Below are 22,747 nucleotides of genomic sequence, written 5' to 3' on the forward strand. Positions count from 1 at the left end.
TCATTTCTCGGCATGGCTATCCCGCCGCAAGCGTAGTATAGTCGTCTCAACTTAAAGCAGCCGATACGAATACATTGATCGCATCAATCCGGGTTCTCCTGGCGCGTCTGTCAACCGCAGGTGTTTCCTCCCTCGCCTGATATGGTGATGCGCCCTCCTAGCCTCGCTCCTCCTCAAAGAGAGCGAGGCTTTTTTTGAGCGCCTCATGGGAGAAGGATTGAAAGCTCAAGCCTGCCGTTCCGGCACATGCACCACCAGCCCGTCAAGGGCCGGCGTCATCTTGATCTGACAGGAGAGACGCGAGGTGGGACGCACGTCGAAGGCGAAGTCGAGCATGTCCTCTTCCATCGGCTGTGGCTGCCCCACGGCCTCCGTCCAGGCATCGTCGACATAGATATGACAGGTGGCGCAGGCGCAGGCGCCGCCGCACTCGGCATCGATGCCGGGCACGGAATTGCGCACGGCATTCTCCATCACCGTCGACCCGTTCTCGACATCGAGATCGAAACGCGTTCCGTCGAAGGCAAGGATGGTAAGCTTGGTCATGGCATCGGATTCCGTTCAGTCATTCCAATCGAATGGCCGTTCTTCCACGAATTCGTCATGCGCGTCAATCAGTGACGCGCGGATGGCAGGCATGGCCCCATGCCCTCGCCCGAGACCGGAAGTGAGACACCCCGGTCTTTTCTCACAACCCCGGAAAGCGGGCGCGTCGTTCCTTATCGACACAGCTTGAGAATGAAGTTTTCCGCTTCCAGGACGGCTGCGTCGACGCCGGCGAACAGGGCCGCGTCTGCGGGACTGGCTTCAAGCTTTTCGGCGGCGGCCGAAACCTGGAAGGCGCCGACGGCTGCGGCAGCGCCCTTCAGCCGGTGGATGGCAATCGCCGCGCCAGCTCGGTCGCCATGGGCGATTTCCTGCAGGCTGGCGCGGGCATGGCGCGCAAAGGTCTGAAGAACTTCGATTTCGAGCGCCTTGTCGCCCATGGTCTGGCCGGCCAGATGCACGAGATCGATGGGCCGCGAGGGCGCTGCGCGGTATCCGGTGACGTTCTCGGGAGCTTCGAAAGCGATACTGACCGCTGCCATATGCCAATTTCCTTTTTATGTGCTTCCGGTCGGAAACATCCTGTAACCCGCCGCGCTGGATTCCCGTTAAATTCAGGCGCAATCAGGGCGGAAAACATCAAAGATGGTTAATATGGGCTAAACATGGCTAAAATAACTGTTTTTTAGGGATGAATTGCTTTAAAAACTGTTAACAAAGCCTGCGGGGCAAGGGCGTCCGGGTGGGGTCGAATTGTCTCTGTCTGCCGAATGTGTCACTACGGTACTTCTGAAAAAGGGTGAAATGCCGTCCTCAGGTCCGCGGACCGGCCGGACGGGCTGTCCCGGAGATACCCATGCGACGAAAAAGCGGGTATCTCGTCAGATCGGAATTCGCCGGGGCCGCGGCAGCTTGCTGTTTGCGCCCCCGGTTTCCAAGCGGAGTGATGCGTTTCCGGCTGAATGGCGGTTGCCGGTAACAGTGCGAACGAAGCCGATGTGTAGCGAGGCGTAAATCGTATGGCGAACAACAAGAACAACGAGTCGATCGACGAAAAGGCATATGAGGCGTTGGAAAACGCCTTGCAGATCAATTTTCGCGACGACAAATCCTCGCCGCGGCAGAAGGCCCTGCCGGATGCCAAGGGAGCGGTGAACAAGCCGCGCCAGAGAAGCGAGCAGGCCCAGCCTCGCCGCGCGCCCGACGCCGCCCAGGGGCAGCGTGCGCCCTCGTCGGCCGCCAACGACGCCAGCCGGCGCAATTCCGCCAGTATCATGAAGTCGCTCGACGGTGGCTCGCTCAAGCCGGCGCTGCGCATGGCGACGATCGTCAGCGCCCTGTGGGTCCTCGGCGGCTTCGGCCTGGCGCAGATGCTGCTTTCGCCGCAGATCTGGCAGGTGCGCTCGCTCGCCGAATTCATCGCCCTTCCCGGCGCCGGTGCGCTGCTGATCGGCACGCTGCTGCCGCTGCTTCTGATCTATGCCTTCGCGATCATGATCGCCCGCGCGCATGACCTGCGCAACGCCGCGCGTTCCATGGCCGAAGTAGCATTGCGCCTGTCCGAGCCGGAAACGATTGGCTCCGAGCGCATCATGACCGTCGGCCAGGCCGTCCGCCGCGAGGTCATGGCGATGAACGAGGGCATCGAGCGCACCATCGCTCGCGCCGCCGAACTGGAAACCCTCGTCCATTCCGAAGTCAATGCGCTGGAACGCAGCTATACCGACAATGAAATGCGCGTGCGCGGCCTGGTGCAGGAACTGGGCAGCGAGCGCGAGGCGATCGTCAACCATGTCGAGCGCATCCGCTCCACGATTGCCGGCGCAAACGAGCAGCTCAAGGAAGAAATGTCGCTGGCGACGGAGGAGATCACCATCCGCCTCGCCACGTCGGGCGAGGCATTCGCCTCGTTGATCGACACCCGCGCGGCGATGCTGACGGAAAAATCCGACGCCGCCGCCGAAGCCATCGGCAACCTGCTCAGCAGCCGCACCGAAACCCTGCTGCAGACGCTGAATTCCTCCGGCTTCGCGCTGACCAACGAATTCGACACCCGCCTCGAGGAACTGAACATCACGCTCGGCGAGCGCGGCCGTGAACTGCTCGACCAGTTCGAGACCCGCGCCTCGACGCTGGACCAAAACACCGAGCGCCTGAACGCAGCCCTGAACGAGCGCGCCCAGCAACTCAACGAAAGCCTGATCGCCCGCACCCGCGAGATCAACGACACCCTGACCGGCGGCCACAGCACGCTGGCCGGCACGCTCGACGACGTGCTCGCCAAGCTCAACAGCTCGATCGAGGAAAAGGGCAGCAGCTTCCGCCAGTCGCTGCAATCGAGCATCGACGACACGATCATGGATCTCGACCTGCGCTCGGGCTTCTTCGAGGAACGGCTGCAGACCACCGTCAACCAGCTGTCGACCATCTTCGACGACCGCGTCTCGGAATTCACCGAAGCCTTCGAAAACCGCGTCGGCTCGCTGGACAGCAAGCTGATGGAAAGCCTGACCCGCATCAGCGAAACGCTGAACGGCGGCAGCGATTCCATCGACGGCATCCTCAATTCCAGCATCGACCGCCTCGGCGCTTCGCTGAGCGACCATTCCTTCGCGCTGGCGACCGCGCTCGGCACCGGCCAGGAAGTGCTGGAAAGCAGCTTCGACAGCCGCATGCGCGACCTGACCGACAGCCTGCACGCCCGCTCCAACGACATTTCAGGCGTGCTGGCAAGCACGGCCGGCGAAATCACCGCCGCGCTCGGCGAAAAGACGGTGGAAATGGCCGCCGTTCTCGGCGCCCGCACCGATGAATTCCACCGCGCGCTCAACAATCGCGCCGAGGAAATCTCCGGCGCCATCGGCCAGCGCACCGACGAATTCTCCGCCATGCTCGAAGAGCGCACCGCCGGCCTCTCCGGCGCGCTCGAAAGCCGCAGCCGCGAACTGTCGAACACGCTCGATGCCCGCTCGGAGGAATTCCAGCGCGCCGTCGGCGGTCGTGCCGAAGAAATCGCCAGCGCCATCGGACAGAAGGCGGTCGAATTCTCCGCCATGCTCGGCGAACGCACTGCCACCCTGTCCGGCGAATTGGAAAGCCGCAGCCGCGAACTGTCGCAGACGCTGGAGGCACGCTCCGGCGACCTCAGCCGCGCGCTCGAAGACCGCGCCGGCAGCATTTCCTCCGCCCTGGAAAAGCGCACGGCGGACTTCGCCACGATGATCGGCGATAAGACCGCCGACATGGCCAGCGAGATCGACCTGCGCAGCATGGAACTGACCGCCGCCCTCGGCGCCCGCACGGAAGAGTTGAGCGGCGCCCTGGCCGCAGGGACCGAACAGCTCGGTTCGGCGCTCGGCGAACGCGTGCTCGACATGACCACCACGCTCGCCCTACACAGCGACCAGATCGCCTCCGCCATCGACAGCGGTAAGACCGAGATCGCCGATAGGCTCCAGTCCACCGGCAGCGAAATCGCCTCCATCCTCGGCGCCCGCACGCGGGAGATGCAGGCCACGCTCGTCTCCGGCACGGAACAGCTCGACGCAACGCTTGGCGAGCGCATGCTCGACATGACCACCACGCTTGCCCTACACAGCGACCAGATCGCCTCCGCCATCGACAGCGGCAAGACCGAGATCGCCGATCGCCTGCAGACGACCAGCAACGAGATCGCCTCGACGCTCGGTGCGCGTACCCGGGAACTCAACGAAACCCTGGCCTCCGGTACCGAAAGCCTCGGCTCCGCCCTGGGCGACCGCATGCTGGAAATGGCGACGACGCTCAGCCTGCACAGCGACCAGATCACCTCCGCCATCGACAGCGGCAAGGCCGAGATCGCCGATCGCCTGCAGACGACCAGCAAGGAGATCGCCTCGACGCTCGGTGCCCGCGCCCAGGAAATCAACGAAACTCTGGCCTCCGGCACCGAACGCCTCGGCTCCGCCCTGGGCGACCGCATGCTGGAAATGGCGACGACGCTCGGCCTGCACAGCGACCAGATCACCTCCGCCATCGACAGCGGCAAGACCGAGATCGCCGACCGCCTGCAGGCCGCCAGCACCGACATCGCCTCGACGCTCAGCGCCCGCACGCGCGACGTCGCCGGCGCGCTGGCCAGCGGCACCGAGAAGCTCGATGCCGCCATGACCGAGCGCATGCTGGAAATGACCACGGCGCTGGGTCTCGGCAGCGACCAGATCGCCTCCGCCCTCGATTCGACCGAACACCGTCTGGAGCGGCTGATGAGCGAGCGTGGCGACGCCTTGCTCGGCACGCTGGAGCAGACGCGCACCCGGTTCGAGGAAAACTTCTCCGAGCGCGCCGATGCGGTCATCGACGCTGTCACCGGCGGCCAGGGCCGCATCGCAGAGGCGCTCGATCAGCGCACGAGCGCGCTCGCCGAGCACCTTTCCGATGGCGAACGGCGCATCGCCGCCGCCATGGACCAGCGCGCGGCCTCGATGGCGGCGGCGCTCGAAAGCGGCCACTCGCGCATCGCGGGCTCGCTGGCCGACGGGCAGTTGCGTCTGGACCAGGTGATCGGCGACGGCGCCGCCCACGTCGCCTCGACGCTGGAGCGTAGTGAACAGCGCATCGCCGAAACCCTGCGCGACGGCCAGACGCGTCTCGACCTGACGCTGGAAGAACGCACCGGCGCTCTTCTGAATTCCGTTGCGGGAACGCAGCAGCGCCTGACCTCGACGTTCGGCGAGCACAGCGAAGCCATCACCCAGGCCTTGAAGAACAGCGAGGAGCGGCTCGGCAATGCCCTTCTCGATGGCCAGATCAACCTGGACATGATGCTGGAAACACGCACCACCGCCGCCATCGAGGCGCTCGGGGATGCCGAAAATCGCATTGCCGCCTCGCTCGGCCAGCAGGCCGATTCGATCCGCGAGACCTTCGAGACCAACCAGCAGCGCTTCGAGACGTCGCTGACCAGCCAGACCGGCAATCTCAGCGCCCTGATCGAAGCCGGCCGCAATGCCATCGATTCGGTGCTCGGCGCTTCCGTCGAACGGGCGGAGACGGCGATTTCCAGCGGCGCCCGCCGCATCGCCGAAACCGTCTCCGGCGGCATTGCCGGCATCGAGACGACGCTCGGCTCGACCGAGGACCGCATCCGCGGCGCCCATGAGCAGATTCGCACCACGTTGGACGAGCGCGGCAACATGATCGGCTCGGCCCTGGAACAGGCCCGCTCCGGCCTGGAGCACATGCTGTCCGAACAGGCGACATCGATCGGCACCACCATCGCCACCAGCGCCAGCATGATGGAAATGTCGCTGGAAGACCGCGAGACCGCGCTGCGCCAGGCCATCGACGCCAGCGCCGAGCGCCTCGACCAGCGCCTGCGCGACAGCACCGGCCATATTGCCGACCGCATGCTCGACACGGCCGGCCGCATCGCAATCACCGCAGAGGAGACCGCTGCCCGCATCGATCGCTCCGCCGAAACGCTTTCCAGCCGTGTCGACGACGCCGGCTCTCGCGTCGAAGCCAGCTTCTCGCTGATGGACAACAAGGTGCGAGACAATGCTGCAGGCATCGTCGACCGCGTCGGCGCCACCGGGCGGCAGCTTGCCGAGGCGCTGTCGATGCAGGTTCACGGCATCGAGCGCAGCAGCGCCGAAGCCACCAACCGCCTGACCGAATCGCTCGATGCCCGCCGCACCGAGATCGCCCAGACGATCGACAACGGTGCCACGCGCCTCGCCGAAAGTGTCGAAAGCCGCGCGCAACGACTGGCCGAAACCCTCGACAGCCGAACCGAGCGCCTCGACGAACGTCTCGACACCATGAACCGGGCGCTGAATGTCGGCCTCGACAACGTCACCCGCACCATCGAGGAAAAGGCCACCGGCCTTGCCTCGACGCTGCGCCATGCCGTCACCGATGCCACGCAGGGAATCGACGCCGAAGCCATGCGCACCGCCGACATCCTGTCACGCACCGGCGCCGAGTTCCTCGACCAGATCGACCGGAAGAACACCGAGTTCACCCAGTCGGTGGAGGAGCGCGCCGACCGCATCGTCGGCCGCGTCACCGAAACTCAGAACCGCCTTGCCGCCCAGGCCGCCGCCGTCGCCCAGACCTTCTCGGCCGCCGGCAATGCCATCGTCAACAAGGTGGCCGAGGCCGAAGGGCTGGTCAGCAACCAGGTCAGCGCCATCTCGCAGACGCTCGCCAATGCTGAGGCCTCCCTCGAAGCGCGCGGCGATGCCATTCGCGGTTCGCTGCAGCAGAGCAGCGACGTGATTTCCCAGGCCGTCGGCGAGGCCGAACGGGCGCTGACGCAGCGCGGTGCCTCGATCCGCACCACACTGCATGAAAGCACCTCGGAACTGGCCGACATGCTGGCCGAAGCCGAACGTGCCCTGGATGCGCGCGGCGAATCGGTGCGCACGACGCTGGAAACCAAGACGACGGAACTGGAAAGCACGCTGTCACAGGCCGAGCGCACGCTGGAAGCCCGCGGCAACGCCATCCGCTCCGCCCTGCACGGCAGCACCGAGCAGATCGCCGAGACATTGTCGAATGTCGACCGCGCGCTCGAAGCCCGCGGCGACGCAATTCGCACAGGCATCGACGCCCGCGTCCGTGAAATCGACGAATCGCTTTCCAACGTCGACCGCCAGCTCGAAGCCCGCGGCGCCTCGGTCCGTTCGTCCATCGACGAGCGCACCCGTGAGCTGAATTCGATGCTGGCCGGCCGCTCCGCCGAACTTGCCCGCCTGATCGAGGAGAAGGCGCGGCCGGTCATCGACGATTACGCCGCCATCGGCCGCGCCGCTGCCGAACAGATCACGGCCGCCGCCCAGACCGGCGCGGATCGCCTGCGTGCCGAGAATGCCGCGCTCATCAACGCCATCACCGCCCGCGCCGACAGCGCCGCCAACCAGCTCTCGACTATCGAAAGCACCCTGGCCGAAAGCGTCAACGGCCTGATCGACCGGCTTGCCCAAAGCAATTCCGGCATCGCTTCGGTGGTCAACCGCGCAAGCGAAGACCTTCGCGGCGTCAACCAGACGATGGAAGCCGCGACCTCGCAGTTCGTCGAAGCCGCCGACAAGGCCGCCGAGCGCGTCTCGACCTCGACACGCTTCCTCGAAGGCAAGGTCGAGCGCCTGGCCGGTATCTCCGGCGACACGCTGGCGCAGGTTTCGGGCATCGTCACCCGCTTCGGCGATCATTCCAAAATGCTCGGCCAGGCGACGGACCTGCTCTCGGCTGCCCAGACCAATCTGGTCAGCACGCTGGAGGAACGCGAGGAAGCCCTGCGCAACCTCGCCGTTGGCCTCGTCAAGCGTTCGGACGAAATCGAATCGTCGATGCGTTCGCTGGCCGGCATGGTGGAAAGCGCCTTCGATCAGGCCGAGCAACGCTCCAGCCAGGCGACCAGCAATCTGCGTCAGGGTATCCAGACCTCGTTTGCCGAAGTCGGCCGCGTTCTCTCGGATGCGGAAAAGCGCGCCGAAGCCGCTGCCGAAGGCATGCGCGACATGGTGGTCAAGGCCTCGCAGGACGCGCGGCAGGCGCTGGAACACTCCTTCACGGAAGCCGAGAAGCGCTCCGGCGATCTCGCCGGCCGGGTTCGCAGCGGCGTCGGCCAGTCGCTGGCCGATGTCGACAAGCTGCTGGCCGAAAGCGGCCAGAAGTCCGGCGCCGCCGCCGAGCAGATGCGCGCCGCGCTTCGCGAAGCCGTCGACGAAGCCGTCAACCGCTTTGCCGGTGCCACCGATGAAATTCGCCGCTCGGCGCATGAGATCCGCAAGGAACTCGACGTCACCCGCGGCGAACTGCGCAAGGGCGCCTTCGATCTTCCGGAAGAGGCTAAGGAAAGTGCCGCCGCCATGCGCCGCGCCGTCTCCGAGCAGATCAAGGCGCTACAGGATATCTCGCAGATCGTCGGCCGTTCCTCGCGCAATCTCGAAGTCTCCGAGCCGTCGCTGCGCGCCATGGCCGAGGCCCAGCCGCAACAACGCCGCCCGGCGCCGCAACCGGTAGAACAGCCACGCGAGACGCAAGGCTTTCGCCCGGACGACAGCTTCGGCCTGCGCGGCAGCATTTCAATGAGCCGCCCGGTCGTCGCCCCGCCGGCTGCGCCCGCCGCCCCAGCCCCCGCTCCCGCACCGCGCACCACTGAAGCGGCTCTGCGCGGCGCGGAAACCGGCGGCTGGATCAGCGACCTGCTGCGCGGCGCCTCGCGTGACGAAGCGCCACAGGCCGAGCCGGCGCGCGCGCCGCAGCCGCGCCCGGTGGAAGCCGCCGCGCAGCCGCGCAACGGTGACACGCGCAACCCGCGCCATGTGGTCGAATCGCTGAATTCGCTGTCGGTGGATATCGCCCGCGCCATCGATCACGATGCCTCGGTCGAGCTGTGGCGCCGCTACCAGCGCGGCGAGCGCGACGTCTTTACCCGTCGCCTCTACACGCTGAAGGGCCAGCAGACCTTCGACGAGATCAAGCGCAAGTATGACCGCGAGCCGGAATTCCGCACCGCCGTCGATCGCTACATCGCCGATTTCGAAAAGCTGCTCGGCGATGTCGCCCGCACCGACCGCGACAAGACGGTGACCCAATCCTACCTGACCTCCGATACCGGCAAGGTCTACACGATGCTGGCCCACGCCGCAGGGCGGTTCAACTAAGCCGACCTGGAGGTCAAAGCGAAAAAAGCCCCGTGCGTCGTACGGGGCTTTTTTATCGGGTGCTGAAATGCGGCCGCCTAAAATTCTTCCCAGTTTTCGCGGACCGCCGCCGCGGCACCGCTGACGAGCCGCGGCCTGGCAAAGCGCGCCGCCACTTCGCCTCTGCCGTCCGGCGCACCAACCCTGTGCGAACTGACCGCTCCCAACCGATCGCTGATCTGGAACCGCGCCAGCAATTGCGTCAGCGCCACCGCGCGTTCGGAGAGCATGTTGCTGGCCGCACTCTGCTCCTCGGCGGTCGCGGCGTTCTGCTGCGTGCCCTGGTCGAGCACGTTCACCGCCTGGCCGATCTCGGTGACGCCCATCGCCTGCTCACGGCAGGCATCGACGATAGCGCTGACATTGCCGTCTATCTCCTGAACCCGCGCAACGATTGTCGTCAGCGCCGCCCCTGTCCTGTCGACGAGGCAAACGCCCGCCTTGACCTGTTCGGAGGAGACGGTGATTAGCGCCTTGATCTCCTTGGCAGCCTTTGCCGAACGCTGTGCCAGTTCGCGCACCTCCTGGGCCACGACGGCAAAGCCCTTGCCCGCTTCACCGGCGCGGGCCGCTTCCACACCGGCATTCAGCGCCAGCAAATTCGTCTGGAAGGCGATCTCGTCGATCACACCGATGATATTGGCGATCTCATGCGAAGACTGTTCGATCCGACCCATCGCCGAAACGGCATCACGGACGATAGCGCCGGATTCCTCCGCGGCGCTGCGCGTCTGCCGCACAATGGCGCCAGCCTCGCCAGCGCGCTTGCTGGTATCGCCCACCGTCTGGGTGATCTGCGCCAGCGCGGCAGCGGTCTCCTCGATCGATGCCGCCTGCTGCTCCGTCCGCTTAGCGATGGCATCGGCACTCGCCATCATTTCACCGGCGGTGCCGGCAATATCGCGGGCGGTCATCGAAATCTCGCCGATGGTTCGGTCCAGCGTCGTCACCGCCGCATTGAAATCCGTACGCGTGCGCTCCACCGCCTTGTCGAGCGGCTGCGGCACCTGCGATGTCAAATTCCCCTGCGCCAGTTCGCCGATGGCATTGCCGAGAATATCGACCGATTTCATTCTGGCGGTAACATCGGTCGCGAACTTCATGACACCATAGATTTTTCCACGGCTGTCGGCGACGGGGTTATAGGAGGCCTGGACCCAGACGCGCGCGCCATCGCGAGTCCTGCGGATATAGGTGTCGCTTAGAAGTTCGCCGTTGCGCAGCCGCTCCCAGTGGCGGCCATACTCGCTCGATGCGACATAATCAGCCTCACAGAAGGTGCTGTGCGGCTTGCCCCTGATGTCCTCCAGCCGATAGCCCATCAGACGGCAGAAATTCTCGTTGGCATCCAGCACCTTTCCATCGAGATCGAATTCGATGACCGCCAGGGAGGCATCGAGCGCGCGCAACTTGTTCTGGTTGTGAAGCGAGAGAAGTTTGGTGGCAGTAATATCGGCGGCGATCTTCACGACTTCGATCACCTTGCCGCCCGAAAGAATTGGATCGTAGGAGGCTTCGATCCACACATCCTGCCCGGATTTGGAAAGACGCCGGAACTGCCCCACCTGTGGCTTTCCGGTCGCCAGTTCCCGCCAGAAGGTTTCGTAGGCCGGCGATGCGGATAGGTCCGCGCCGACGAAAATCCGGTGATGCTGACCGATGATTTCCTGCAGCGAATAACCAAGCGCAGCGCAAAAATTCTCGTTTGCGCCCTTGATGATCCCATCCGGCGCGAACCAGATCAGTGCATGCGATTTGGAGATCGCCTGATAATGTTGCGAAATGCGACGGCTTTGAATCCAGGCGGACAGTGACATGCAACCCTCCAGGGAAAAGTTACCTGGAGTTTGATATCGATTATCAAATTTTCTCTTAACTCAGAGTTGCATCAATAATAAATAATCTCATGAATTGCATATTGTCGACATTACGGTCAATCAAGTCTGGTTCTGGCGACCCGCATGACCGCAATGTCCTGCGTCCAATAATGACCAGCAAAGGGCTGGCCGACCTACTCCATCTATTTGACCGGCTTCACAAGCGAGAGGACGCGAGGCTTGGACGGAGCGTCGAGCCAATCGATCCACCTGTCCCGTTCTTCTATCGTGTCGAAGAATCGCCAGAGCTTGTATCCCTGGTCAGTCGCCTCCACCATCTCCCCGATGGTCGCCAGTTCCAGAGGCAGCGTCACCTCATTGCCGTCGAAACGGACGAAATAGACCCCTTCGGCAGCGAGGCGTATAACCTGACCGGTTCCGTAGGCACCGTCCTCGTCGTCAACCGTGAAATACATGCCGGTCAAAGTGTCGATCACTGCGTCTCTCATGGGGTCTCGGATGCCAGCCTGGAAATACTCATCAGACCACGTTTGCCCAGGCGCGCGGCAAAGGCAAGCCGCACACGCAATGTTTTTTTCAGTATCGCGCCGATCTCACTTGCCTTGATGGCCAAAACAAAAGACCCCTGCTGCCAATGAGGTCGGTGCAGCAGGGGCACTGGAAATTGTAGCAACTGACAAGTCACCGAATCGAATCTTAGAGAATGTCGATCAAACGCTCAATACTGCGACTGGGTGAGGACTTCGCTTTGCCATATGGGCAAAAGCGGCCAGCGCGGTCGCGCCGAAAAGAAAAGCCCGGCGAAAGAGCCGGGCAAGGAGCGCTGACTAGAAGTAGGGACACCGCAGGATCATGCGTAGGGATAAGCAAACTATCCTGCAGCATAACTAGAATTGTTTATGCGAAAAAATGTTCCCGGAAAACAATCAAAAATTGTCGCAAAGACCGATGGCCGCAAGCAGGAAACGAGGCCAAAGACTGAAAAAATCAAACCGTGCCACGACTCTCGAAGTCGCCACATGGGCGCGAATATCGCCGAAACAATGAAATTCAACAAGGCCTGATAGGCCAACGCACAGCGAATGTGAACCAGCGTACCGTATTGAGGCAGCGTCGCGAAAGAAAAAATGGCGCACCCAAGTAGAGCGAAGGCGAACCCGCGAGATTGGTTGGATGACGGCAGCGCGCAAGAAAAAAATGGTGCCCCCGGCAGGATTCGAACCCGCGACCCCCTGATTACAAATCATGATTTTCGCCCTACGGTATAAGGGTTTTGGCGGTCCATGTTGCACCCATGTTGCATCAAGCCAGCACCAAGTCAACCGCAGCGGCCAATTCCGAGCCGTCATCGTCTCGCGGGAATAGGTGAGAATAGAGGTCCATTGTCAGGGCAATCGTGCTGTGCCCCATGCGTTCCTGCACCATCTTCGGCGGCAGGCCGAGGCCGCCGTCCTCGCGCCGGTTGATGCACCACGAAGCGAACCAGTGCCTCAGGCAGTGAAGACCGGAATATTTTGACACGAAGACCGGCTGCTCCTTCTCGTCAACCTCTCCTGTTTCGATCGACACGCCCGCCTTCACCCAAAGCGGATGAAGACCGCGCTTCAGGATGTTGTTCAAGTTCTCGACCTTGCCTTGACCATTCGGGAAAACGAGATCGAGCGCCTTCACCGGCTTACCGTCTGCATCGGCCTTGCCCGTCTCCCGACGTGGGCAAGCCAGCTTCCATTCCTTCAATGCGTTGATGACGATCGGCGGCGCCGGAACCGTGCGCTCGCCCGAAACCGATTTGGGCTTGCCGATATCGTTGAAGCGGTCGGCGCGCTGATGCACCCGGATTTCCCGCTTATCGAGGTCAACGTCCTGCCAGCGTAAGCCGCGCAACTCTGAAGCCCGTAGACCGCAGAATGCCGCCGTCAGAATGAAAGGCCTCCACCGGCCCTCACAGACGGCCAGCAGCGCCTTCACGTCCTCCCGAAGCGGAATGTCTACGCCGATCTTCAGCTTGCCCTTCTGGCGCTTCTCTTGTCGGGTGGATTTGCTCCCCCGGCGAGACTGCATCTCCCGAGCGGCGTTGCGAACGACAAGACCCCTCTCCTGAGCGTCGGCAAGCATGGTGCCGAGCGATGTCATGACGCGCTTTGTCATAGAGGCGGATCGGCCGCCCTCGCGCAATTCGTCCTCGAATGCCCGCAGTCTTGCCGTGGTCAAGGTGTTCAGCTTCAGGGCGCCGATAAACGGGACGATGTGCAGTCGAAGTGTCCGTTCGTAATCTTCGATCGAGGACCGCTCCAGTCCGGCCGCCCTGGTCGACAAAATCCACAGCTTGCTTGCCGCCTCGACAGTCACAGTCTCGCGGTCGGCAACGTGCGTGCCCTCGCGGACCTCGACGTCGGCTTTGCTGGCGAAGGCGTCAGCCTCTTTCTTGAGCCGAAATGTCTTCAGACGGCGCTTGCCGGCCATGTCGTTATAGTCGACGACCCAGGCTTGCTTCTTTTCGCCCTTCGGCGTTGTCCATTCGCGTTTTCTGACCGACACAGATCAACCGTTTCGCAGAGCAAAATTCAAGTTTGTAAGGTGCTCTAAGAGCCGAGTTGTAAAAAGAGGATCGTTGTGAAGACCTTCATCTTCCGCTCTCTTCAAAAACTCATCAAGCGTTGCAAGAAGCTCTTCTTTTGAAGGGAGGCCGGGATACATCATATCTAGCGTTCCTAAAATTTCGCCTCTGACTGAACGTTCATTTAATCTAGCAGACTGCTTAATTCGGCGCATCAAATCTTCAGGTAATGATAGGTTTTCACCGAAGCTTTCTTCCAGACGCGCAACTATTTCCGAGTTTACTGATCGGTTATTTGCTTTCGCGGCCTCTGTGACCCTTTCCTTAAGTTCCTCTGTCAAACGTAGCTTAAGCTGCGGATCATCTCGGCCCATTTCCACAATCCTCTCGATTTACACACTGCATAGCACCACCGTGGTCTTGACATCAAGTCACCACGGTGGTTACGTGATCACCGTGGTTACACGTTCATCCATTACGAAAGGCTTAAGGATGGAAGGAAGCGAAGAAAAAATTGATCTCCTGTGGGGTGGAGAGGAGATCGCAAAATTCATCGGCAGAACGCGCCGCGCAACGTTCGACATGCTCGATAAAGGTCAACTGCCAGCAAGGAAGGTCAATGGTCGATGGGTCGTGGAGCGCAAGACGCTGATCGCCTTCTTCACGGAGAGCGCAGCGTGAAACCGCCCCTCCGCCAAGTCCCGCGCACATTCGCGGATCACCAGAACGCAAAAGGCCCGGCAGAGGCGGCAACCTCTCCGAGCCGTGGTTCCACCATTCCAGAGAAGGAAAAGGAAATGAACAGGACGGACGATAGCACCGGGACGGCCGAAGCGCCAGCCCCTTCCTATGATCCATATGAGGCCGGACCTTTCCGCTGCGTTACCGACATGGAAACCCCCCTCACAACTATCAGTGATCTTCTTCGCGGTTTGTGCCTGATCGCGGAAACGTTCGACGAACACCATGGGCGCGTTGTACAGCGAATTGCGATGCTCGCGGAAAAAGAATGCGATGTGGCTGAGGAGCTTCGTTGCAAGCTCTTTCACATGACGCATCCTCATCCTGAGAACTATGTGCGGGAGCGCTCACGATGAAAAGCCCCGCCATCTATCAGTTCCGCCGCGCCGAACTCGAACGGTGGGTCGAGAACGCAATCGCGCTGCTCGACGAGATCGACGGCGACCCCGACCGTGAAGACGACGAGCTTGAAGCGATTGACGAGCGCGAGCCGCCGTTCTCGCGCGTGCTCGGAGGGTTTGGCGCATGAAGCTCCTCGCCCTCTGGACCGCAATCCTCCTCTTCAAGCTCGCGAAACTCTTGGCAGCGGTCGGCGACATCATCGCCGCGCCCGGAATGTGGATCCTCGATCACTACGAGGAGCGCCGGAATTGAAGAACGACAAGCCTCTCGGCCGTCAAGCGCAATGGCGCAAGGACAACCCGAAGAAATATCGCGCACATTTGCGGGTGGCTACGGCCCTCCGCAATGGCTCCCTCGTCAAACAGCCGTGCAAGGTCTGCGGAAATCTGCGGACCGACGCGCACCACCCCGATTATCGCCGTCCGCTCGAAGTGATCTGGCTTTGCAGGTTTCATCACTCTGCTGCGCATCGGAGGGAAAAGGCGGGTGACGAGTGAGCGCCATTCGCATCGATTTCAAAACTGGTGATGCGGCCCGGTTCAATATGCTTCGAGATCAGTGGAGAAGTGCGGCCGCGAGCTGCACTCTCCCTCGCGCCGCATATCGTGTTGCCAACGTTCTGCCGACATTCCTCAATCGAGAATATGGCTACGCCTTCCCAACCGACGACGATCTTGCCAGCGCCATTGGCGCAGACCAGCGCACGGCAAAACGTGGTCTCGGCGCACTCGATGATGCCTGCCTCATAGAGCGCACCACTCTCGTCAAACGAGACCCGAAAGGGGAAGCAATTGGGAAGACACGTCGCATCTATCTCACCTTGCCGGATGTGAAGGGACAGATCGGCGAAGTGAAGGGACAGATTTTGCCCGAAGTGAAGGGACAAAATGTGAAGGGACAGGGGGGGGTGAAGGGACAGAAATGCGTATGTGACGGGACACCCGTATGTCCCTATATACCTGACATATATACCCCTGACAGTATTTCTGCTTATGAAACGGGAGATCCTATCGAGGGTACGTATACGCGAGACAGCCTTGCGCAGCCGTCCACCACAGGCGAAGCAAGCAAGGCTGTCGGGACGCAGCCTCCGGCCTTCGATGTGGCAGAAGAAAAAAAAGCGTATCCGCATTCTGTGCCCTCGCCTGCGCCCGCTGTGGCTGCTTCCTCACCCGCTCAAGAGCCCAATAGCTACCTCTCCGCGAAGAACGGCGATGCGGCTTTTGCGCCTTCGGAAAAAAAAGGCGGCGCTGTCCCTTCGGTGGAAACTGACCCTTCGGTGAATTCTGCACCTTCACCTGTCCCTTCGGTGGATTGGCGAAAGGCAAAGCATCCGAAGGTTCTCCAGGGCCGCCCGCTCAGCCGCAAACCGTTCCCGGCTCCGAAGTCTCAGGCAGCGGCAGAAGCTTTCCTGCTCAAGCATCATGTGCCCGTCATGCACTGGCCTCGGCTGATGCAAAACCTGATGGACGGGCAGCTTTACGAATTCGACATCGAACCATGGATGGACGTAGCATGACTGACGACATCGAACCCTCTCAGGACGATATCGAGCGCTGGACGCGGAACCTCCTGAAACCGTCTGCCCCGGTCAGCGCGGCCTCGGTCGCCGAGCAACGGATGATCGCCAAGGTTCTAGGCTCCAAGACCAGCGCCGAGCAGTTCCTTCGCCACGAAGCGCGGCGGCCGGCTGCAAACCCAGGCCGCATCGACCTTCGCCAGCCGAAGACTTTCAAGCCAGCGAAGCCCGTCCTGCGCTTCGAATACTGGGAGCGGCATATCTCGGCTTTCCCGGAGTGGATCATCGAGCGATACGAAAACGGCAAGCTGGTGAAGAGCCATTCGGGTAACGACTGGCAGAAGCGGGATGAATTGCTGATCAGGCTTCAGGCTGGCGGCTTCACCTGCAAGCCCGTCACGGTAGCCGGTGTCGTGCCGGAGCCGATCAAGGGGCGGATGCGAGACAAGCCGCGAGCGAGCAGCCAGCGCAAGGCGATCCTTGGCCGCATCGGCGCGCTGTCTTCCGACGACCTGATCGACTATCCAGAGGACGAGATTTGATGGGCGACAACAGCGAACGCATCATCTGGACACTCCCCGCCATCGGCAGGCGCATCGGCGTCGGAGCAGATTTTATCCGGGACACGATCGCAAAAATGCCGAACACGCCCATCAAGGACATCGGCGGCAGATACTATGTTTTTGAGAACGATCTCTTGGAATTTCTACGACTTAACCAGAGCGATCAAAAGGCTGGCGATACTGATTAATAAGGCGCCCGTAGAATAAAATGGTTTAAACCTAATTTCAATTTCAGTGTAAATTTCACGCCTTAGATACGTCTTACCAACATCCGTTAGAAAGAATTTTTCTAATTGGGGTGAGTAATACCAAAATTCATTCTCTTCGTACTTGGATTCCGGCTTCCTAGGCAAAGGAACCGCCCATCGGTATGCTCTGTCAGTTGCTTGGTTTGTCTCAATTTCGTCGATCCGGGATTGGACAAGGTCAAATTCATTTTTGAATTCATAGTAAGGCAACTTAAATTCGGAGCTTGATGTATCCGGAAATTGCGTCGCAGGACCGCTCTGAAAATCGGATTCGAGCTTATCTAACTGATACTTCAGCTGAAGAGCTGTATACCTAGCGTCTCGCCAATCGAATATGCGTCTAAGCAATGACGTAACCTCATAAAACCACGAAATCCGGGCTCAAACCACTACATGATTCGACTCAGTTCGGGCCATAAGCTTTTCCATGAAGCTGTGGCCCTTTCGATCCGAAAAGAAAGCACTGACCGACGAGCAGATCCTCGACATGCTCGGCGGCGGCGTGACGACTGCATCGGGTGCGGCGGTCTCTGCGGAAACGGCGTTGCGAACTCCGGCCGTTGCCGCTGCGGTTCGCACCATCTCCGAAGCTGCCGCCTCGCTCGGCATCAAGGTCGTGGAGATAAAAGACGGCAAGGAGACCGCCGTCGAAAGCCATCCCGTCGCCGCGCTGTTGACCGGCGAGGCGAATGAATGGACCAGCGGTTTCGAGCTTATCCGCTCCGTCATGGTCGATGCCCTGACCCGCGATCAAGGCGGCCTTGCATGGGTCAATCGCACCGGCGATGGCCCGGTTGAAATCATCCGCTACCGCCCAGGCTTCATCAACGTCGATTATCCCGATGATAGCCTTCAGCCGCGATACCGCATTCGCGGGATTATTAAGCCGGCGCAAGACATCATCCATCTTCGCGGTACCTACGACAAAGCCCCGTTGACGCTATGCCGCGAAGCAATCGGCGTTGCCATCGTCATGGAGCAGCACGCGGCTCGCCTGTTCGGCAAGGGCGCTCGCCCTGGCGGTGTCGTGGAAGGCCCTGAAAAGCTCGGCGACGATGCGATCAAGAAAATGATTGCTGGCTGGAAGGCTTCGATGGAAGGCGCCGATAACTCCGGGAAAACGGGCTTTCTATGGGGTGGCGCAACGTGGAAGCAGATGACGCTCAACAGCGTTGATGCGCAATTCCAGCAGCTTCGGCTTTTCCAGCTTCAGGAGATTGCCCGCGCTTTCAACATACCCGCATCGCTGATCGGCGATCTTGCCCGCGCAACCTGGTCGAATAGCGCTGAGATGCAGCGTCAGTTCCTCCAGCTTTGCCTTGAGCCCTGGCTCCGATCCCTCGAAGGCGCTCTCCGCCGCGCGCTTTTCACAAAGGATGAGCGCCCGCGTTTCGCCATCCGCTTCGACCGTGACGACTTCACCAACGTAGACCTCGTGGCCCGCGCCACGGCGATCAACAGCCTCGTCTCCTCCCGTGTGATCAACCCGAATACAGGCCGCGATTGGCTCGACCTGCCGCCCTACGACGGCGGCAACGAGTACGCAAACCCGAACACGGGCGCCAGCCAGCCCAACACCCCGCCCACCGGCGCCGGCCACAATGGCGGCCCTCCTCTCGACGACAAGGAACCGACGAATGAAAACGACGCCTGATGCTATCAAGCCGACTGCCAGCTTCGACCTCGCTGACATTCAGCAAGCCAACGATCGACAGAACCAGGGAGCTTGGTTCGACGTCTTGCACCCCGTCACATCCGAGAACACCGGAATGCGGGTGAAGATCGCCGGCCCGGACTCGGAACAGCATCGCCAAGCGCGCATCAAGCTCCAAAACAAACTTGCGAAATTCAAAGCAGGGTCCGTCACCGGCCGCGAAGAAGCGTCTATCGATTTTCTGGCGAATTGCATCCTCGACTGGGAAATCACCGAAAAAGGCCAGGCCCTTCCATTCAGCCATGCGAACGCCTGCCGCATCCTAAGCGCCGGAACCTGGATTCGCGCTCAAATCGATGCGTTTGCCGGCGACCGTTCCCCGTATTTCGAGGCGCACTGATGGAACACGTCTTCGTCGAGACAAAGATGATGCTGGACGATGCCGGGGCCATCTCGGGCATCGGCTGGAAATTCGGCGTTCCTGACCGTATCGGCGACGACATCTTGCCGGGTGCCTTCAAGGGCGCTCGTTTGCCGGTCCCGATGCTCTTCGGCCATGACCTCAACGATCCGATCGGCACATGGGACACCCTAACGGAAAAGTCGGATGGCCTTCACCTGTCTGGCCGCCTCCTTGTCGATGAGGTGCCTCGCGCCCGCGAAGTCCGCGCCCTAGTGAAGTCCGGCGCCGTAAAAGGCCTCTCTATCGGCTTCATCAGCAAGAGCGCGTCGAGCCGCGCCGGCGGTGGCCGCACCATCAAGTCTCTTGAGCTTTTGGAAGTCAGCCTTGTGACCATCGGATTGCATCCGGGCGCAAAGGTGACTTCCGCGAAATCGGCAGTAACGGCGCTCAATCTTGCCGCTGCCATCAACCGCGCAGCCGCGCACATCGGAAGGAGCTGACATGCTCAATGTCACTGAAAATGCGCTGCGTGGAAGCGTGGCAATCATTCGAAAAGGCGACGAGGACGATCCTGTGTCCATCGTCACCAAGAGCCTTGAGGATCTGACGAGGAGCGTTGACGAACGCCTGAAAAAGGTCGAAGGCGGCGCCGAAATCAAGGCGGCGCTTGATCGTATTGCCGAACTGGAGAAGAAGGCCAACCGCCCGAACCCCGGTAAGAACGACACCGACGAACAGCGCGATATCGAAAAAAGGCGCTGGCCTCGCTTCTGCGTTCTGGCAACTCTAGCGCAATCGCCGATGCTGGCGGCACCTTCGAAGCCAAGTCTGCAGCGTCGAGCGATAATGACCCTTCGGGCGGATGGTTTGTTCTCCCGACCGTGGACCTGTCGATCCGAATGCTACTAACCGACCTTTCGGTTCTGCGCAGCTTGGCTGAAGTCGTCAGTATTTCCACAGACCGATATGAACGCTTCTACTCGATGGGCAAGCGCGGGGCGCAGTGGGTTTCCGAGCGCGATGAGCGTCCACAGGACACGCCTCGTCCAGAATTGATCAAGCACAGCTATCCCGTTCAGGAGATTTATGCTGCCCCGCCCGCCACTCGGCACCTGCTCGACGATGCTGCAACCGACATTGCTTCATGGCTGATCAGAAATGCCGTCCACGATTTCGACGAGACCGAAGGCGAGGCCTTCTGGACCGGCGATGGTGTCGAGGGCAAGCCGCGTGGTCTTCTCAGCTACGGCACGGCGCCGGAGAAGGACTTCACCCGTGCATGGGGCAAGCATCAGTATATCCCGGCTGGCCACGCATCCGCGCCGACGGATGATCAGCTTACGACTTCGCTGATCAAACTCGTCGCAGCGCTGCGCCGTCCCTATAAAGGCAACGCGCGGTTCATCATGAACAGCAACACCGCCGTGCGTATCCGCACGATCAAGGATGGCGACGGCCGCTTCCTGTGGGCACCGACCGGCAACCTGATCGACGGCGTCGAGCATCCGCTCCTCGGTTATCGCGTCGAGATCGACGAGAACATGCCCGACATCGGCGCCGGCACGACGCCCATTGCCTTCGGCGACTTCCGTCAGGGCTATGTGATCGTTGACCGCCAGGGCGTGCGCATCAACCGCGACGAACTCACCCAGAAAGGCAAGGTCGTATTCGACGTCTATAAGCGCGTCGGTGGCGGTGCCGGTGACTTCAACGCGATCAAGTTCCTCAAGATCGCTGCGAGCTAAGGAGAAGCCATATGCGCAAGGGTCTCTATCACAACCTCAAGGCCATCCAGGCGATTAACTCTGCCTCGCAGGCAGCAGCCGCCGACGGCATTGAAATCGATCGCAAGGGCTCGCAGGGCCTCATGTTCATCGTCAGCACGGGAGCCGTCACCGGTGCCGGCGACTTCGGCGTGAAGGTGCAGGAGAGCGATACCTCCGGCAGCGGCTATACCGACGTTGCTGCCGACGACGTGATCAGCGGCGTTCCAGCCACACTTGGCGCCACCGCTGCCTATCAGGTCGAATACATCGGCAAGCGCCGCTTCGTCCGCCTGTCGATTACCAAGGCCGGCGGCACGTCTATCCAGCTTGCCGCCATCGCTATCATTGGCCACGAACACATCAGGATGCCGTAAAATGAAACAGGCACAATTTGACATGCAGATGAGCGCATCTATGGCCGAAGGGACGGTTGCCGACGACATCGCTTCGCTTGCGTCTCTCGCAATCATGGTAACTCGCGATCCTGAAACGGGAGACCTCTCGCTCACCTTCCGCTTCGATGCGAAGGATGAAGAAGGCCGTGACCGGTTTTCATCCATCTTGGAGGAGACCGTAACAAAGATGGCGATGGGCGTAGCCTGATGCCGTTTCGCGCTCCTCGCATCTGCAAGTGTGGTGCTGTTGTGCCTTCCGGCATCACATGTGCTTGCCAGGAGCGTGACGCACGCGAGCGGAAGGCTCGCTTCGATAAGAAGCGTCCTTCCGCTCGCCAGCGTGGCTACACCAAGGAGTGGGAGCAGGCCTCCAAGGACTTCCTGCGCTTCTATCCATATTGCGAGCGCTGCAAGGCACCAGCCACCACCGTGCATCACAAGGTGCCGCACAAGGGCAACCAAACTGTCTTCTGGGACAAGTCGAACTGGATGCCGGTGTGCAAGCCCTGCCACGACGGACCTCTTCAGAGTGCCGAACGCAGGACCGGGGGGTGGTCTTCAACTTTCGACCCCTCAAGGGGACCGGCGGCGGGTCCATCGCGCAAGAGTTGACCGAATTGGGATTTTTCAGACATGGCCATCGTGACGGTAGACGAACTGAAGCAGCAATTGAACCTGACCGACGACCTCGGTACGGGCGATGATGCGCTTCTCGGACGCAAGATCGCAGCCGCGCAGAACCATATCGAGCGCCTTCTCGGCTTCAAGATCGAGGCGACCTACGGCGGCGCCGGGCAGGACGAAATTCCGCCCGCACTCGTCGAAGCCGTCCTCCAGCTTGCATCGCATTGGTACGAAAACCGCGAGGCAACCCTTGTCGGCGTCAACGCTCAAGAGCTTCCGCTTGGTCTCTGGGACATCGTGAACGAATATCGGGAGTGGTCCTTTGGCTAACGACGGCGGCCTTTCCCGAATCCAGAAGCGTTTGAATGCGATCCCGCGCAAGGTGCGTGAGGCCGCAACTCAAGCCGCCGCAAAAGTCGCCGACGACATCGCCGACGATATGAGGCACTTCGCGCTGTCGTCGAAAGACACGGGCGCCTTGATCGAAAGCATCACCGTCACCGGCCCGGAGAAGAACACGCCTCCGTTTTCCCAGCCGGGCGGCGCTGCCGTCGTGCCGGAAGGAACGTATCGGATCACGGCCGGCGACGAAGAAGTGCGGTATGCGCATCTAGTCGAATACGGCCACAACGCGCCGGGCGGCGAGGCGCAGCCGTTCTTCTGGCCGGCGGTTCGAGCCAACAAAAAGCGCGCAACGTCCACGATGACGCGGGCGATCCGCAAGGCGATCAAAGACGATTGGGGGAAGAAATGACCCTCTTCCTCACGTTCGTCAGCGGCCTTTTTGTCGGTCTCGCG

At 61.3% G+C, this 22,747-nt stretch carries 26 protein-coding genes; 19 read left to right on the forward strand and 7 right to left on the reverse strand.

Features of this window, described 5'->3' with window-relative positions; translation table 11 throughout:
* Positions 1-225: 225 nt before the first annotated feature.
* Both P7F60_RS04835 and P7F60_RS04840 read right to left on the reverse strand, forming a co-directional pair.
* Positions 226-546, reverse strand: coding sequence for a 2Fe-2S iron-sulfur cluster-binding protein (locus P7F60_RS04835; protein WP_277916585.1), 321 nt, complete (start codon positions 544-546; stop codon positions 226-228).
* Between the two features lie 173 nt (positions 547-719).
* Positions 720-1,088, reverse strand: coding sequence for an Hpt domain-containing protein (locus P7F60_RS04840; RefSeq protein ID WP_277916586.1), 369 nt, complete (start codon positions 1,086-1,088; stop codon positions 720-722).
* A gap of 477 nt (positions 1,089-1,565) precedes the next feature.
* Here P7F60_RS04840 and P7F60_RS04845 point away from each other — a divergent pair, with 477 nt between their 5' ends.
* Positions 1,566-9,200, forward strand: a complete 7,635-nt coding sequence (locus P7F60_RS04845; RefSeq protein WP_277916587.1) for a hypothetical protein — start codon at positions 1,566-1,568, stop codon at positions 9,198-9,200.
* A gap of 77 nt (positions 9,201-9,277) precedes the next feature.
* Here P7F60_RS04845 and P7F60_RS04850 read toward each other — a convergent pair whose 3' ends face one another.
* The 5 genes from P7F60_RS04850 to P7F60_RS04870 all read right to left on the reverse strand — a co-directional run bounded on the left by P7F60_RS04850 (position 9,278) and on the right by P7F60_RS04870 (position 14,008).
* Positions 9,278-11,056, reverse strand: coding sequence for a PAS domain-containing methyl-accepting chemotaxis protein (locus P7F60_RS04850; RefSeq protein WP_277916588.1), 1,779 nt, complete (start codon positions 11,054-11,056; stop codon positions 9,278-9,280).
* A 203-nt stretch (positions 11,057-11,259) separates the two neighbouring features.
* Positions 11,260-11,565: a hypothetical protein gene (locus P7F60_RS04855; RefSeq protein ID WP_277916589.1), complete on the reverse strand. Its 306-nt coding sequence runs from the start codon at positions 11,563-11,565 to the stop codon at positions 11,260-11,262.
* Positions 11,562-11,690: a hypothetical protein gene (locus tag P7F60_RS04860; RefSeq protein WP_277916590.1), complete on the reverse strand. Its 129-nt coding sequence runs from the start codon at positions 11,688-11,690 to the stop codon at positions 11,562-11,564. Before P7F60_RS04860 ends, P7F60_RS04855 begins: the two co-directional genes overlap by 4 nt.
* 689 nt (positions 11,691-12,379) lie before the next feature.
* Positions 12,380-13,615: a site-specific integrase gene (locus tag P7F60_RS04865; RefSeq protein WP_277916591.1), complete on the reverse strand. Its 1,236-nt coding sequence runs from the start codon at positions 13,613-13,615 to the stop codon at positions 12,380-12,382.
* A gap of 3 nt (positions 13,616-13,618) precedes the next feature.
* Positions 13,619-14,008, reverse strand: coding sequence for an Arc family DNA-binding protein (locus P7F60_RS04870; RefSeq protein WP_277916592.1), 390 nt, complete (start codon positions 14,006-14,008; stop codon positions 13,619-13,621).
* Between the two features lie 73 nt (positions 14,009-14,081).
* On the opposite strand from P7F60_RS04870, the gene P7F60_RS04875 reads away from it, so the two are divergent.
* The 18 genes from P7F60_RS04875 (at position 14,082) to P7F60_RS04960 (ending at position 22,703) form a co-directional block, all read left to right on the forward strand.
* Positions 14,082-14,315, forward strand: coding sequence for a helix-turn-helix domain-containing protein (locus P7F60_RS04875; protein WP_347276853.1), 234 nt, complete (start codon positions 14,082-14,084; stop codon positions 14,313-14,315).
* Complete coding sequence (locus P7F60_RS04880; protein WP_277916593.1) at positions 14,312-14,731, forward strand: hypothetical protein; 420 nt, start codon at positions 14,312-14,314, stop codon at positions 14,729-14,731. The genes P7F60_RS04875 and P7F60_RS04880 overlap by 4 nt, the downstream gene beginning before the upstream one ends.
* On the forward strand, positions 14,728-14,904 hold the full coding sequence (locus P7F60_RS04885) for a hypothetical protein (RefSeq protein WP_277916594.1): 177 nt from the start codon (positions 14,728-14,730) through the stop codon (positions 14,902-14,904). Before P7F60_RS04880 ends, P7F60_RS04885 begins: the two co-directional genes overlap by 4 nt.
* The gene (locus P7F60_RS04890) at positions 14,901-15,029 is read left to right on the forward strand and encodes a hypothetical protein (protein ID WP_277916595.1); all 129 of its coding nucleotides are present in this window, start codon (positions 14,901-14,903) and stop codon (positions 15,027-15,029) included. Before P7F60_RS04885 ends, P7F60_RS04890 begins: the two co-directional genes overlap by 4 nt.
* A complete protein-coding gene (locus tag P7F60_RS04895) occupies positions 15,026-15,274 on the forward strand; it encodes a hypothetical protein (protein ID WP_277916596.1) in 249 nt (82 codons plus the stop codon). Before P7F60_RS04890 ends, P7F60_RS04895 begins: the two co-directional genes overlap by 4 nt.
* Positions 15,271-16,296, forward strand: coding sequence for a hypothetical protein (locus tag P7F60_RS04900; RefSeq protein WP_277916597.1), 1,026 nt, complete (start codon positions 15,271-15,273; stop codon positions 16,294-16,296). The genes P7F60_RS04895 and P7F60_RS04900 overlap by 4 nt, the downstream gene beginning before the upstream one ends.
* Entirely contained in the window at positions 16,293-16,838 is a 546-nt protein-coding gene (locus tag P7F60_RS04905; protein WP_277916598.1) for a hypothetical protein, read from the forward strand. The genes P7F60_RS04900 and P7F60_RS04905 overlap by 4 nt, the downstream gene beginning before the upstream one ends.
* Positions 16,838-17,047 carry a hypothetical protein gene (locus P7F60_RS04910; RefSeq protein ID WP_277916599.1) on the forward strand — a complete coding sequence of 70 codons (210 nt, stop codon included), beginning with the start codon at positions 16,838-16,840 and terminating at the stop codon, positions 17,045-17,047. Before P7F60_RS04905 ends, P7F60_RS04910 begins: the two co-directional genes overlap by 1 nt.
* Positions 17,048-17,594: 547 nt before the next feature.
* Positions 17,595-18,761, forward strand: coding sequence for a phage portal protein (locus P7F60_RS04915; RefSeq protein ID WP_277916600.1), 1,167 nt, complete (start codon positions 17,595-17,597; stop codon positions 18,759-18,761).
* Positions 18,745-19,161 carry a hypothetical protein gene (locus tag P7F60_RS04920; protein ID WP_277916601.1) on the forward strand — a complete coding sequence of 139 codons (417 nt, stop codon included), beginning with the start codon at positions 18,745-18,747 and terminating at the stop codon, positions 19,159-19,161. The genes P7F60_RS04915 and P7F60_RS04920 overlap by 17 nt, the downstream gene beginning before the upstream one ends.
* On the forward strand, positions 19,161-19,664 hold the full coding sequence (locus P7F60_RS04925) for an HK97 family phage prohead protease (protein ID WP_277916602.1): 504 nt from the start codon (positions 19,161-19,163) through the stop codon (positions 19,662-19,664). The genes P7F60_RS04920 and P7F60_RS04925 overlap by 1 nt, the downstream gene beginning before the upstream one ends.
* A gap of 1 nt (position 19,665) precedes the next feature.
* Positions 19,666-20,073, forward strand: coding sequence for a hypothetical protein (locus P7F60_RS04930; RefSeq protein ID WP_277916603.1), 408 nt, complete (start codon positions 19,666-19,668; stop codon positions 20,071-20,073).
* Complete coding sequence (locus tag P7F60_RS04935; protein WP_277917181.1) at positions 19,959-20,909, forward strand: phage major capsid protein; 951 nt, start codon at positions 19,959-19,961, stop codon at positions 20,907-20,909. Before P7F60_RS04930 ends, P7F60_RS04935 begins: the two co-directional genes overlap by 115 nt.
* A gap of 11 nt (positions 20,910-20,920) precedes the next feature.
* Complete coding sequence (locus tag P7F60_RS04940; protein WP_277916604.1) at positions 20,921-21,304, forward strand: hypothetical protein; 384 nt, start codon at positions 20,921-20,923, stop codon at positions 21,302-21,304.
* Between the two features lies 1 nt (position 21,305).
* A complete protein-coding gene (locus tag P7F60_RS04945; RefSeq protein ID WP_277916605.1) occupies positions 21,306-21,533 on the forward strand; it encodes a hypothetical protein in 228 nt (75 codons plus the stop codon).
* Positions 21,533-21,937, forward strand: a complete 405-nt coding sequence (locus P7F60_RS04950) for an HNH endonuclease signature motif containing protein (RefSeq protein WP_277916606.1) — start codon at positions 21,533-21,535, stop codon at positions 21,935-21,937. Before P7F60_RS04945 ends, P7F60_RS04950 begins: the two co-directional genes overlap by 1 nt.
* 21 nt (positions 21,938-21,958) lie before the next feature.
* Positions 21,959-22,279 (forward strand): head-tail connector protein, encoded by a 321-nt coding sequence (locus P7F60_RS04955; protein WP_277916607.1) that lies wholly within the window; start codon positions 21,959-21,961, stop codon positions 22,277-22,279.
* Positions 22,272-22,703 carry an HK97-gp10 family putative phage morphogenesis protein gene (locus P7F60_RS04960; RefSeq protein WP_277916608.1) on the forward strand — a complete coding sequence of 144 codons (432 nt, stop codon included), beginning with the start codon at positions 22,272-22,274 and terminating at the stop codon, positions 22,701-22,703. Before P7F60_RS04955 ends, P7F60_RS04960 begins: the two co-directional genes overlap by 8 nt.
* The last annotated feature ends 44 nt before the right edge of the window (positions 22,704-22,747 follow it).

The sequence above is a fragment of the Rhizobium sp. YJ-22 genome (genome assembly GCF_029601685.1).
Lineage (GTDB): Bacteria > Pseudomonadota > Alphaproteobacteria > Rhizobiales > Rhizobiaceae > Metarhizobium.

Excerpts from the sequence above, each read along its gene's own strand:
- P7F60_RS04890 (WP_277916595.1), top strand. The coding sequence starts at position 14,901 with ATGAAGCTCCTCGCCCTCTGGACCGCAATCCTCCTCTTCAAGCTCGCG.
- P7F60_RS04870 (WP_277916592.1), bottom strand. The coding sequence starts at position 14,008 with ATGGGCCGAGATGATCCGCAGCTTAAGCTACGTTTGACAGAGGAACTT.
- P7F60_RS04910 (WP_277916599.1), top strand. The coding sequence starts at position 16,838 with ATGGGCGACAACAGCGAACGCATCATCTGGACACTCCCCGCCATCGGC.
- P7F60_RS04945 (WP_277916605.1), top strand. The coding sequence starts at position 21,306 with ATGAAACAGGCACAATTTGACATGCAGATGAGCGCATCTATGGCCGAA.
- P7F60_RS04920 (WP_277916601.1), top strand. The coding sequence starts at position 18,745 with ATGAAAACGACGCCTGATGCTATCAAGCCGACTGCCAGCTTCGACCTC.
- P7F60_RS04915 (WP_277916600.1), top strand. The coding sequence starts at position 17,595 with ATGCTCGGCGGCGGCGTGACGACTGCATCGGGTGCGGCGGTCTCTGCG.
- P7F60_RS04885 (WP_277916594.1), top strand. The coding sequence starts at position 14,728 with ATGAAAAGCCCCGCCATCTATCAGTTCCGCCGCGCCGAACTCGAACGG.
- P7F60_RS04940 (WP_277916604.1), top strand. The coding sequence starts at position 20,921 with ATGCGCAAGGGTCTCTATCACAACCTCAAGGCCATCCAGGCGATTAAC.
- P7F60_RS04855 (WP_277916589.1), bottom strand. The coding sequence starts at position 11,565 with ATGAGAGACGCAGTGATCGACACTTTGACCGGCATGTATTTCACGGTT.
- P7F60_RS04845 (WP_277916587.1), top strand. The coding sequence starts at position 1,566 with ATGGCGAACAACAAGAACAACGAGTCGATCGACGAAAAGGCATATGAG.
- P7F60_RS04850 (WP_277916588.1), bottom strand. The coding sequence starts at position 11,056 with ATGTCACTGTCCGCCTGGATTCAAAGCCGTCGCATTTCGCAACATTAT.
- P7F60_RS04930 (WP_277916603.1), top strand. The coding sequence starts at position 19,666 with ATGCTCAATGTCACTGAAAATGCGCTGCGTGGAAGCGTGGCAATCATT.
- P7F60_RS04950 (WP_277916606.1), top strand. The coding sequence starts at position 21,533 with ATGCCGTTTCGCGCTCCTCGCATCTGCAAGTGTGGTGCTGTTGTGCCT.
- P7F60_RS04835 (WP_277916585.1), bottom strand. The coding sequence starts at position 546 with ATGACCAAGCTTACCATCCTTGCCTTCGACGGAACGCGTTTCGATCTC.
- P7F60_RS04925 (WP_277916602.1), top strand. The coding sequence starts at position 19,161 with ATGGAACACGTCTTCGTCGAGACAAAGATGATGCTGGACGATGCCGGG.
- P7F60_RS04840 (WP_277916586.1), bottom strand. The coding sequence starts at position 1,088 with ATGGCAGCGGTCAGTATCGCTTTCGAAGCTCCCGAGAACGTCACCGGA.
- P7F60_RS04955 (WP_277916607.1), top strand. The coding sequence starts at position 21,959 with ATGGCCATCGTGACGGTAGACGAACTGAAGCAGCAATTGAACCTGACC.
- P7F60_RS04905 (WP_277916598.1), top strand. The coding sequence starts at position 16,293 with ATGACTGACGACATCGAACCCTCTCAGGACGATATCGAGCGCTGGACG.